At 50.9% G+C, this 11,933-nt stretch carries 8 protein-coding genes; 7 read left to right on the forward strand and 1 reads right to left on the reverse strand.

All coding sequences use genetic code 11. The annotated features are described in order from the left end of the window. Position 1: 1 nt before the first annotated feature. Genes BMZ54_RS03695 through BMZ54_RS03725 form a run of 7 tightly spaced genes read left to right on the forward strand, consistent with a single transcriptional unit; the run spans position 2 to position 10,777 of the window. Positions 2 to 1,477, forward strand: a complete 1,476-nt coding sequence (locus BMZ54_RS03695; protein WP_089906780.1) for a RagB/SusD family nutrient uptake outer membrane protein — start codon at positions 2 to 4, stop codon at positions 1,475 to 1,477. Between the two features lie 11 nt (positions 1,478 to 1,488). After that, positions 1,489 to 2,652, forward strand: coding sequence for a carbohydrate-binding protein (locus tag BMZ54_RS03700; RefSeq protein WP_162277462.1), 1,164 nt, complete (start codon positions 1,489 to 1,491; stop codon positions 2,650 to 2,652). Between the two features lie 11 nt (positions 2,653 to 2,663). Next, positions 2,664 to 3,701, forward strand: a complete 1,038-nt coding sequence (locus BMZ54_RS03705; RefSeq protein WP_089906782.1) for a DUF5007 domain-containing protein — start codon at positions 2,664 to 2,666, stop codon at positions 3,699 to 3,701. An 11-nt stretch (positions 3,702 to 3,712) separates the two neighbouring features. Then, a complete protein-coding gene (locus tag BMZ54_RS03710; RefSeq protein WP_089906783.1) occupies positions 3,713 to 6,946 on the forward strand; it encodes a SusC/RagA family TonB-linked outer membrane protein in 3,234 nt (1,077 codons plus the stop codon). Positions 6,947 to 6,966: 20 nt separating this feature from the next. Beyond that, positions 6,967 to 8,457, forward strand: a complete 1,491-nt coding sequence (locus BMZ54_RS03715; protein WP_162277463.1) for a RagB/SusD family nutrient uptake outer membrane protein — start codon at positions 6,967 to 6,969, stop codon at positions 8,455 to 8,457. Positions 8,458 to 8,467: 10 nt separating this feature from the next. Next, complete coding sequence (locus BMZ54_RS03720) at positions 8,468 to 9,163, forward strand: fasciclin domain-containing protein (RefSeq protein WP_162277464.1); 696 nt, start codon at positions 8,468 to 8,470, stop codon at positions 9,161 to 9,163. A gap of 12 nt (positions 9,164 to 9,175) precedes the next feature. Next, positions 9,176 to 10,777 (forward strand): IPT/TIG domain-containing protein, encoded by a 1,602-nt coding sequence (locus tag BMZ54_RS03725; protein ID WP_089906786.1) that lies wholly within the window; start codon positions 9,176 to 9,178, stop codon positions 10,775 to 10,777. On the opposite strand, the gene BMZ54_RS03730 is transcribed toward BMZ54_RS03725, so the two are convergent. Then, positions 10,722 to 11,915, reverse strand: a complete 1,194-nt coding sequence (locus BMZ54_RS03730) for an MFS transporter (RefSeq protein ID WP_202909126.1) — start codon at positions 11,913 to 11,915, stop codon at positions 10,722 to 10,724. The two genes, BMZ54_RS03725 and BMZ54_RS03730, sit on opposite strands and share 56 nt — an antisense overlap. Between the last annotated feature and the right edge of the window lie 18 nt (positions 11,916 to 11,933).

Here is an 11,933-nt window from a genome sequence, read left to right on the forward strand (position 1 = left end):
CATGCGATATACAATAGTGATCTTATCAGGCTTGTTGCTGCTGGCTGGCTCCTGCAGCAAAATGCTGGATCAGCCCTCCAAGCGCGCGCTAACAGAAGAGAACATGTGGCAGAATAAAAATGATGCCCGTGCCGCTGTTTATGGCTGTTATGCCCTGATACGCGCTGCGTTAATGAATGAAAATGCCCATTGGGTATATGGCGATCTGCGGGGCGGCGACTTCCGCGTTACCAAACGCGGCGACCTGCAGGCGCTGGTGGATAATAACCTGAATGCCAGCTATGCCACTACCGATCAATGGCGCGACTGGCGCCGGTTTTACGCCGCTATTGCCCAATGCAACCTGGCCATTGAAAAATTGCCGGAAGTGCCCAAGCGTGATTACCGCTACTCAAACAATGATATGGAGCTGGACCGCTCGCAGGTACGTTTCCTCCGCGCCTTCCTCTACTATTATATTGTAAGGGTGTGGGGCGATGTGCCTTTAATTACCAGCTCACCCAACGGCACGTTTACGCCTACCCCAAGAACCAACCAGCAGCAGGTGCTGGACTTTGCCATACAGGACGGGCTGGCCGCTGCTTACGGCCTGCCATGGAAGTACAACGGCCAGTCGCCGGAGCAGCAGGGCGATTACCAGGGACAGGGTGAAGGCCACCATACAGATATTTCCGCCACCCGCGGTATGGCCTATACCTTACTGGCGCACCTGTATGCCTGGAAAGGAGATTATGCCAACGCCCTGCAAAACACGCGTGCCGTAATAGATAACCAGGGGCAAACCGGCTACAACTTTGTAAGCACCGCCGATCTTACCCGCCTGGATGGCTCTTTCCGCGGCCGTGGCTTCAGCAATATTTTCCAGGTAGATCTCAACTTTGACCACGCAGAATTTTCCACTACCGGGCAGCTGGAAGACTGGACGCTGCGCTCTCCGGATATTCCCAAAAGCGAATCGGAGATCTACATACCCAAAGACAGCATACTGAGTATTTACAGTGAAAGCGGCGATCAGCGCGCTACCCTGTTCTTTGACCAGCTGAATGATGCCTACCCGGTATTCTATAAAATGAAGCAGGTGAACAGCGCGGTAAAAAATCCAACATTGCGCTTTTATACATCCGCCATCATCATTTTCCGGTATGAGGAGCTGTACCTGCTGCAGGCAGAATGTAAAGCGCGTTTAGGCATGTCCGATGCAATTGGTGATCTCAACAGCATACGCACCCGCCGCGGTTTAAAATCCCTGCCGGGCAACCCCACGCAGGAAGCCCTGCTGGATGCCATTTTCCTGGAACGCAGGCGTGAGCTGATCGGCGAAGGCTGGTACTGGTTTGACCTGATACATTTCAACAAAGTATCGCGGTACACCCAATTCACCCAGGCAGATGTAGATAATGGCGCTGCTTACTGGCCTGTGTCTAAACAGGCACTTTCCACCAACAGCGCGCTGGTACAAAATAATTTCTGGAAATAATGTTTGCTGTTATGAAAATGAGCTTACAACAATTCACCGCCCGGAGTACCCATCCACAATGGTACACCGGCGCCCTGCTGTTGCTGCTGGTAATAGCAGGTTGTAAAAAAGATAATACTTACCGGAATGCCAAACCCACTGCAGAAGTGCCGGTAAACACCTATGACTTCCTGAAAAGTCAGCAGGGTTTGTATGATACTTTATTATACCTGGTTGATAAAGCCGGCCTTACAGATACGCTGAAAAATGAGAACATCACTTTTTTTGCGCCGCAGGATTACAGCATTAAAACTGCGCTGTACAACCTGAACTTCAGCCGGGGTAAATATGGCTTTAAAGGCGACTGGACACTGGACAGCGTGCCCGCAGCCGTATGGGATACCCTGCTGCGCCGCTACATGATGCGGGGCAAGGTAGGCGCTGATTCCCTGCAGTATGCAGATGGGGTGATGCTGAACACACTGGCCTACAATTACCAGATGAACGGCAAATCGGTGCCCACCGCTGCTTCCGGCATCCAGAACGGCGGCCCGCTGGTATTACAGTATAGCGATATGAACCGCTCCCGTTTTATCAGGGACTGGTCTACCTCCATTACCCAGAGCATAGATCTGAAAACAGCCAATGGCTGGCTGCATGTGCTGGAAAGCAAACATGTATTCGGCTTTGTGTCTTTGGTGCCGATGGCTTTCCCGTATTCGCTGAACCCTATACAATCGCCCTACCTGGGATTACCATCCCCCATACCCGGCACTATTGAGTTTGAAGATTATGATGATGGCGGTGAGGGCCTTGCTTACCACGATAATGACGGCGGCAACAACGGCAACCAGTACCGCACAGAAGCTGTGGATATTGAAAACTGCAGTGAAGGTACCTATAACGTGGGCTGGACGGGTGGTTCCGAATGGCTGGAATATACGGTAGAAGTAGCCTCAGACGGCGCTTATGCCGTGGCTCTGCGCATGGCATCCGGCGGTGGCGGCGGCAATTTCCGGCTGGAAATGGATGGCGTAAATGTCAGCGGTACCGTGCATTGCAACGATACCGGCGGCTGGCAGAACTGGGTAACGGTAAATACCACGGTAAACCTTACAGCAGGCAAACACATCCTGCGGTTCTATGAAGAATCCGGCGGTTACAATATCAACAAAATGACCTTCTACAAACTTTAATTCCCCGCACTATGCAACGTTATAAACCTTATCTGATTATGCTTCTGCTGCTGGCCACAGCCATGGCAGGATGCTACAAAAACATGGTGCCGGATGAAAAGGATTTTTTCAGCACCAATATGAACTATAACCGGACCAACTTCCCGGTGAACTTAGGCCGTACGAACGTGTACTCCTATATTTTTAATGCAGACTATTCCACGCAGCCGCTCACCTTTACGCTGGAGAATGTACGCCATGCCGACAGCAGCGCTGCACCGGAGCTGCTGGAAAAAGTAGCCACCCGGCAATGGAAAACCTTCTACAGCGGCTTAGAAAAGACCATTGCGGAAATTGAAGACAAACGCAGTACCGTACAGGCGCCGGTACTGGATATACGCCCGAACTCCGGTGAAATATTTTTCTGGAATACGGATTCCGCCCGCATTAAACCCGGCATCTATTACTTTGATGTGCGCGTGAAAAATAATGGCGGTGAAAAAGTGTTCAAGAACATGGTGCTGGATGTGCGCCGCCCGCGCCCTTATGAGCCATATGAATTTGATGATATTACCGGTATCCGTAAAGCATGGGACCAGGGCGGCATTACGCACCCTGATATTAGCGGCGTGGTAGACCAGTTTAACCTGAACCTGCCCCGGGATAGTGTGAATGTATACTTCCGCAAAACAGATATAAAAGGCAATACGCTTACGTTCAAAATATTTGATAAGGATTCAGTAGCTATTCCCTTTTCCAATTTCAACCTCACACAATGGGACAGCCTGCGGTACCGCACCGGTTCAATAGGCCTGGATGTACCCTTTGGCTTTAACCGGCGTATGAGCGCTGACAGCACCATTCTTACGTATGATGTTACCAGCCCCTTTCCCATACTGGCCGATGTTTCCGGCAACTCAGACAAAGCCTATATCGCATTCCAGTATAACCGCATATCCTTTGGGCACCGGTACAATGCAGGCATAGGACTCAGCTTAGCCATTTATGAACCCGGCGACTGGGAAGTGGTGTTCAAGTTCAAGGTGAATCCAAAATTTCAGGACGATTAAAATTACTATGTATGTATAAATGTTATTACAACCTGCTGGCCTTACTGCTTATTCCCCTGCTGCTTTGCAGCAGCAAAGCCTTTGCCCAGCAAAACATTACTGTAAAAGGCAGAATACAGGATGCCATTAGCCGTGAAGGGCTGCCCGGCGTTACCATCATAGATGTGCAGGCCAAAAAAGGCCTGGGCTTAACAGATGTGCAGGGTAATTTTTCCTTTACCATACAGGAAGGCAGAATGGTGCAGTTCCGTTTTGTGGGATATAAGGACCAAACGTTGAAGATTAATAAACCAACGCTGAACCTTCTCCTTTCACCGGAGAACCGTTCCCTGAAAGAGGCCGTGATAGTGGGCTACCAGAAGCGCACCAAGGAAACCGTATCCGGCTCAGTAGCCGTGATCTCCGGCAGGGACCTGCAGGATGTACCGGTATCCAGCGTGCAGGAGCTGTTACAGGGTAAGGTAGCCGGCTTAAATATCCAAAACAATACCGGCGCGCTGGGTTTCCGGGGCACGGTATCCATACGCGGTATTTCCCAGCTGAATATCACCGGAACCGGCGACCAGACTTACCTGGCCACCAATAACCCGTTGCTGGTAATAGATAACGTACCGGTGGATTATGACGGTGGCTTTTCCCAGTCCATGTTACAACCAGGTGCTGCTACCGGGCCACTGGCGCTGATACCGCCGGATGATATACAATCCATTGAGATCATGAAAGATGCGCAGGCCACCTCTCTCTACGGTTCCCGCGGCGCTAATGGTGTAATTGTAATTACTACCAAACGGGGTAACTCACCCACGCCGGTGATTGATGTGAACAGCAGTGTGTTCATTAACCTGGCCCCGCAGCTGCGGCCTACCTGGGGTGGCGCTTTGGAAAGGCAATACCGCATTAATTCCATTTTATATCACAGCCGCAATATACAGGAAGCGCGCGACCGGCTGGAAGCCGCGCAGTTCCTGACAGATAGCCTGAACAGCTTTTACAATAACTCAACCAACTGGCAGGGACTGTTTTACCAAACCACCATCAATACCCAGAACAATGTGCAGATCAGCGGGGGCAGCTCCAAACTGAACTACAAGGCCAACATGGCGTACCAGCGTAACGAGGGTGTAATTAAGAATACCGGTTTTGACAAGTACAGCCTGAACATGCAGCTGAACATACAGCCCAGCACAAAGCTGCGCATCAGCACCCAGCTGTTTGGCGCGCTGGGCCAAAAGCAGCGTGGTAATGGCGGCGGCTTAACCGGTAATGGCGCCGGTAATGCCTTCACCTCTTCCCTGCTGCCCGGTCCTTCCCAGTTTGTAGGCAACCCCCAGTTTGACGGGTATGAGAATAATATGGATGATAACAACACCATTAACCTGCGCGGGTTTGTGGATATGGATTATGAGATCTTCCGTAACATACGCGTGAACTCTATTACCTCTTACGATTATTATACAGACACCCGCGACCGTTTTAACCAGGCCTTTGCCAACAACAACCAAACCCTGTTGTATGGCTTTGTAGGCCGGCATGATGAGCTGAATACGCGTAACGGCGTTAACTACAATTTCAGCAGCGACCCGGCCAATGTGGAAAGAGGGCATAACCTGTACGCCAGCGTGTTCAGTGAGGTGAATATTAAAACAGATAACCAGCACATACGCGATGTACGCAACGGCCCCAGTGATTTTTTCTGGGGACCACGTGGCTATTCGCCCCGTTTTTATCCCGGCAACCCCTGGAATGATGGAGGCAATACCAACGATAATGGTACCAGCGTATCTTACCTGTACCATGCCTTATCCTGGGCAGGTTTTGTTTCCTATAACTTCCGCACCAAGTATAGTATAGACCTTTCTTACCGCCTGGATGGCAACTCCTCTGCAGGTATCAATAACCCCTATACGAAAAACCCGGCCATTGGTTTGCGCTGGAACTTTGGTAAGGAAAACCTGATGCGGCGCTTTAACTGGCTGGACTATGGCTCCGTACGTGTAACCTATGGCTCCAACAGCCGTGCAGCTGCCACGCTGCCCAACTTCCTGGGCATTTACCAGGTGTATAACAACTATAACAACAGCCCGGCCATTGCGCCCAATTTTGATGTAATGGCCAACCAGTCCCTGGAGCCGGAGAAATCGAACCAGTTCAACTTTGGTGTAGACCTGGGCCTGTTCAAAGGACGGCTGGAATTTATTTATGATACCTACTTCAAAAAATCGTTTAACCTGATCCGTGATCTATACCTGCCGGATGTTACCGGTTTTAACCGCGTACAGGTAAATGGCGCCAGCGTGGTGAACTACGGGCATGAGCTTACGATCACTGCGCGACCCATTTCTTCACCCATTCAGCAGAATTTTCAATGGATGATAAGTGTGAACGGCGCATATAACCGCGGTGTGCTGACACAGCTGCCCGGCGGCGTACAGTTTTACCGGCAGGCACAGGGCGCCCCTTATTATGAGGAGCTGGCGCTGAAAGTAGGCCGTAACCCTATCAGCAATTACCTGTACGAAACGCAGGGCATTTACTCCCAGACCGGCGATGTACCGGTTGACCCTGTGCGGGGCGTACGCTACAAATCATTCCGCGGTAATGGCACACAGTATTTCCAGGGCGGTGATCCGCGCTGGCGAGATGTAAACGGCGATTATGCGCTGGATGATGCCGATGACAACGTGATCACCGGTAACCCCGACCCGCTGATAACAGGCGGTGTCACCAACACCTTCAGCTACCGCAACTTTGCGCTGAACATTTTCTGCTCTTACCTTATTAAGCGCAGCATTATGAATAATGCCATGGCAGCGCGTTTATACCGTGCGCAGTACCCGGATGCCACCTACATTACCGGTACGGCGGAAGGGCCGGTGAACTACTATGACCTTAGCAAAATCAATTACTGGAAGAACCCCGGTGATAATGCGCAATACCCCGCGGTAGGCGACATTTTCCACGGACAGGACGTAATACCCAACCGCCTGGACCAAACGCTGTTCCAGGAAGATGGTTCTTACTTTAAGCTGAACCAGGTAACACTGAGCTATACTTTCCGCAACCAGGATTTTATGCGGCGGCTGAAAATACGGATGCTCAGAACCTATTTCACGGCTTATAATGTAGCCATCTTTTCACCTTACTCCGGTCCTAACCCGGAAACGGTGACCTCCCTGGGCCGTGATGATATTAACGGGTACCCCTCTGCTACCAGCTTTGCGCTGGGCTTTGCGGTACAATTCTAACAATGTAAAAGATGAAGATCATGCAAACACGCTTTAAAATAGGATTGCTCGTTGGCTTGTTGGCATTTACTGTTTCCTGCAAAAAATTCCTGGAGGTAAAGCCGGTGGATACTCTCTCCGGCAGTGAGTTCTGGAAGAATGAGGATGATGCGGTGAAAGGTATTAACGGCGCGTACCGCCTGCTGCTGGATAAATTCCTGGAATCTACCCTGTACAATACAGGTGATTTCCGCGCCGGATGGTGGAATTGGTTTAACAAGCGCAACCTGGCCGCCTTGGGCCGTAATGATATGCTGGGCGGTGACCTTAACAGCTCCGATAACTCCGCCGGTCCTAAGAACTGGACACAGTTTTATAAGGCCATTGCTGCCGCCAATTTATGTATAGACCGTATTCCCGGCATAAAAGATCCCGCCTTTAGCGCGCAGAACCGCAAGGCGCTGGTGGCTGAAGCCCGCTTTATACGTGCCTTTACTTACTTCTATATGGTACGGCTATACGGAGATGTGCCGCTGCAGCTGGACCCATATGAAACCGCCATTAAGCCCCGTGCAGATATGATCAGCGTGCTGGATACCTGCATAGCAGACCTGCGCAGCTGCGAGCAGGACCTGCCCATCACCTACGAAGATCCTACTAACCGCGCGGTACGCGCCACCCGTGGCGGAGCGCTTACTTTAATGGCGCACATGTATATGTGGAAAGCCGGTTTTGATGCAGCGCACAAACAGGAGTGCTGGCAGCAAACTGCCGCATTGGGCAAGCGGGTAATGGACCTGGGCGTGTACGAGCTGTTGCCTTACACCAAGGAAACCTTTCAAACTATTTTCAAAGGCCGTTCCCTGGAAGGTATTTTTGAGCTGTCGCTCGATATAAATTATGGCGTACAGTTCCACTCCCTTATAGCGCAGTGGGTATTGCATGAGCCTATTATTCACAGCAGCGGCGACCTGTATGGCGGTTTTGGTTCTGAGATCACACCTAAACGTGCATTCCTGGATAAGATCTATCCAGCCGGTGAGCCGGACAAACGTTTTGACCTGTGGTTTGATGATCCGTACAGTAATGCCAATCCACAGTCGGCCATGTACCTGAAGTTCTCCTCCGTATCCAATCCTTCCACGCGCGACTATGATGCGAACTTCCTGATATTCCGTTATGCGGACCTGCTGCTGCTGCGTGCAGAAGCGCTGGCCAACCTGGGAAACCAGGATGCGGAAGCTATTACGCTGCTGAACATGGTACGTACCCGCGCCGGCGCCCGCAATTACAGCGGCGGTGGCGGCACTGCCCTGCAGGATGCCATTTTCCTGGAACGCGCTAAAGAGCTGTGGGGTGAGGGGCATTTTTATTATGACCTGGTACGTACCGGCCGCGTAATGGACCGCAACCAGTGTGAGAACTACCTTACACCGGAGCAGTTCCAGCGCCGCGCATGGACCTGGCCTATAGACCTGGGTGCGGTAAAGAATAATCCCCTGATCATACAAAATGAATTTTGGTCCAGATAAAACCTGTGTTATGAAAAAATTATGGTCCATTGCAGGCTTGCTGCTGCTTACCGTGCTGTTGTTCAATGCCTGTAAAAAAGATTATTACGTGGATGGCGGTTTAGCCAATCCCAAGTACGATGGCAGCATTTATGATTACCTGAAAAATACGCCTTACTGGTTTGATACCATTACGTATATCATTGACCGTGCCGGTATGAAAGACATGCTGAACAACGATTCCGTTACTTTTTTTGCACCCACGGACGATGCAGTGAAGGTAGTAATGAACGCCCTGAACGATTACCGTTACTTCAACGTGGAAGATTCCGTGCACCTGCAGGATATAGACCCGGAAGTATGGCGGCACTTTCTTTCCATGTACGTGCTGAAAGGGAAATACCTGGCCAAGCAGTTTGCACGGGTAGACCCTGTTAACGTGTACGCCTATCCCGGCATTAACTATGTAATGGATGGGGGCTACGTGCTGAACATTGGCCTCATTTACCAGAACTACAATAATGTGGAAGCAGTGGGGGCCCGCATTATACGGCTAACAGACATCACCTACGACCCGCAGAATTTCCAGAACAATCCATCCATACTGATCGCCACCTCAGACATACAGCCCCGGAACGGCGTGCTGCATGTGCTGAACAATAACCATGTATTTGGTTTCCGGGGCGGCACTTTTGTACGGATGGCAGAACAATACCTGTTGAGATAAAAACATTACCAGATGAAAATACTTCGATTTTTTACAGGGATCATAATAGCCGGTATTTGCCTGCAGGCCTGCAGTAAGGATGATGTGGCCAGCAGCGGCAAAGACCCTTATAAGGATACGGTATCGCCTGCAATCCTCATCAGCAAGGGCGGCGTATTGCCGGACAGGGGACATATCAATGACGAGATCATTATACGTGGCAAAGGGTTTAAGGCGCACCAGCAGGAGCTCTCCATCCTGTTTAACGGGCAACCAGGCACGCTGGTAGATGTAACCGATTCCAGCGTAAAAGTAAAAGTGCCTGTTTTTGCCAGTACCGGCAACATTACTGCGCAGGTAGGGCAACAGTATTTCTTTGGACCCTTTTTCCGCGTACTGGGAGCCATGGAAACAGATACCGTGTACCCCAGCTCCCGTGGCGCAGATAATTTTATACAGGACATTATACCCGTTGAAGGCGGCAAATTCCTGATAGTGGGCGATTTCACCAACTTTGACAATGCCAACATTGACGGTGGCGTGAACCGCGTAGCACGCATAAACGGAGATGGTACCATTGACCGCTCTTTCCGTTACGGTAAAAATACCGGCGCACCGGCAACAGTGGTTAGAGCCGCTGCCATGCCGGATGGCAGGTACCTGGTAGCCGGCAGCTTTGCCAGCTATGAAGGGCTGCCCTATGTAAGCAGCATTGCACGCCTGTATAATAACGGCGGTCTGGAAACGGAAAATATAACGCGGCCCTCCGGCAAAGTACAGCCGGTATCTGCGCTGAAAGGCGGCGTATCCGGCGTGGTAACCGGTTTGCATTTACAGCAGGATGGGAAGATGATAGTAGTGGGTTACTTCCGTTATTATGTAAAGCCAAATTACAACCTGGTATCTGTAACCGGGGCCGACTCCCTGCACCTGGATTCTACCATGGTGAACTTTATGGCCCGCCTGCATCCGGATGGTACGCTGGACACATCTTACAACTACGACCTGGTGAACCATCGTGGTAAAGAAGGTGTGAACGGTGCCATTAATAAGTCTCTTTTCTTACCGGATGGCAAAGTGCTGATCGTAGGCGGGTTTACCAAGTATAACGGGCAGCCCGCACAACGCATTGCGCGCATTAATACAGACGGCAGTCTGGACCCCACGTTCAAAAGCGCTGAAGGCGCCAACTTCCCGATATATGACGTAGCGCAGCAGCCGGATGGTAAGTTTATTCTAACCGGTTTATTCAATACCTATGCCGGCCTGGCCGTACCGTATATAGTGCGCCTAATGCCGGATGGCAGCCTGGATCCGTCATTACAGGTAGGTACAGGCGCAGAGGGTACGGTTTATAACATTAATATCATGCCACAGGGGCAGATCATTTTAACAGGCGCCTTCACCGAATTTAATAAGGTAGTGCGGAATAATTTTGTGGTATTAAACCCAGACGGCAGCGTGCATACTGCCTATAATACCAATGGCGGTATTAACATGGGCACCAATGATGTGAACGCGGCTTTTACTAAAGTGCTGCAGCTACCCAATGACCATTCCATGCTGGCAGTAGGCGGCTTTACAAGGTTTGACTTCCGGCCATGTAACCGGATCGTGCGGATAACGTACCAGTAACAATAATATTTATCAGCACCATTAATCCGCCGCCAATGCAGAACAACGGCCAGTGGCCAATGTTCCAGAGGCCAATACCAATGGCCGACCCGCAGGCGCCGCCAATGAAAGTGCTGGTCATAAATACCGTGTTAAAACGGTTGCGCGCTTCCGGCATTATGGAGTAGATGATGGTTTGATTAGAGATCTGAATGGTCTGGTGTCCCACATCTACCAGTATAATGCCCAGTATAAGCAGGTACAGGCTGCCGCCTGTAAAATAGAATGCTACGAAGCTAAGCAGCTCCATGAGCAGTCCTATCCATATATTCAGCTGCGTGCCCTTGCCATCACTGCGTTTACCCACCAGTGGCGATGCAAGGGCACTTGCAGCTCCGGCCAGCCCGAACAGGCCAATGACGGAGCTTTTATAATTAAACGGCGGTGCTGACAGGAACAGCACCATGGTTACCCAAAAGCCGCTGAGCGCTGCAAAGCTCATAAAGTTGCGGAAAGCCGCCAGGCGTAATGCCGGCTGTGTACGGATATAATATACCAGCGATGCCATTAGCTGGCGGTAAGTGCCATTAAAAGTAGGGTGGCTTTGCGGAAAACGCAGGCGCATTAATATAAACAGCACCGCGCAAATGCCGGCTGCCATAAAATAAATTTCCTGCCATCCGAAAATAGCGCCCAAACTACCGCTCACAGAACGGGATGCCAGTATACCCACAATTACCCCACCCATAATAGCGCCTATAACGCTGCCCCGCTTTTCATCTGAGGCAAGATGTGCACCCAGCGGTATTATCAGCTGTACAGCAATAGAGCTTAGCCCCACCAGGAAGCTGGCTATCTGCAACACAAAAAAAGTAGGCGACATAGCAGCCAGGGACAAGGATAGCATGGCAGCCACCATGCAAATGAGGATCTGCTTGCGTCGTTCCATAATATCGCCCAAAGGCACCAGCAGCAACAGGCCGCAGGCATAACCTATTTGCGTAAGCCAGGCAATGCGGCCGGCGCGGCTTTCCGGAATATGAAAGTCTTTGGCGATCAACGGTATCAGCGGCTGGCAATAATAAATGTTAGCTACCACCAGCCCGCAGCAGGCTGACATAAATAACGTATCTGATCTCCGTAACGGTTGGCTGTGCATGGGCTCCCTGATTTTCTG

Origin of the sequence: Chitinophaga rupis (assembly GCF_900109685.1) — a bacterium.
Taxonomy (GTDB): Bacteria; Bacteroidota; Bacteroidia; order Chitinophagales; family Chitinophagaceae; genus Chitinophaga; species Chitinophaga rupis.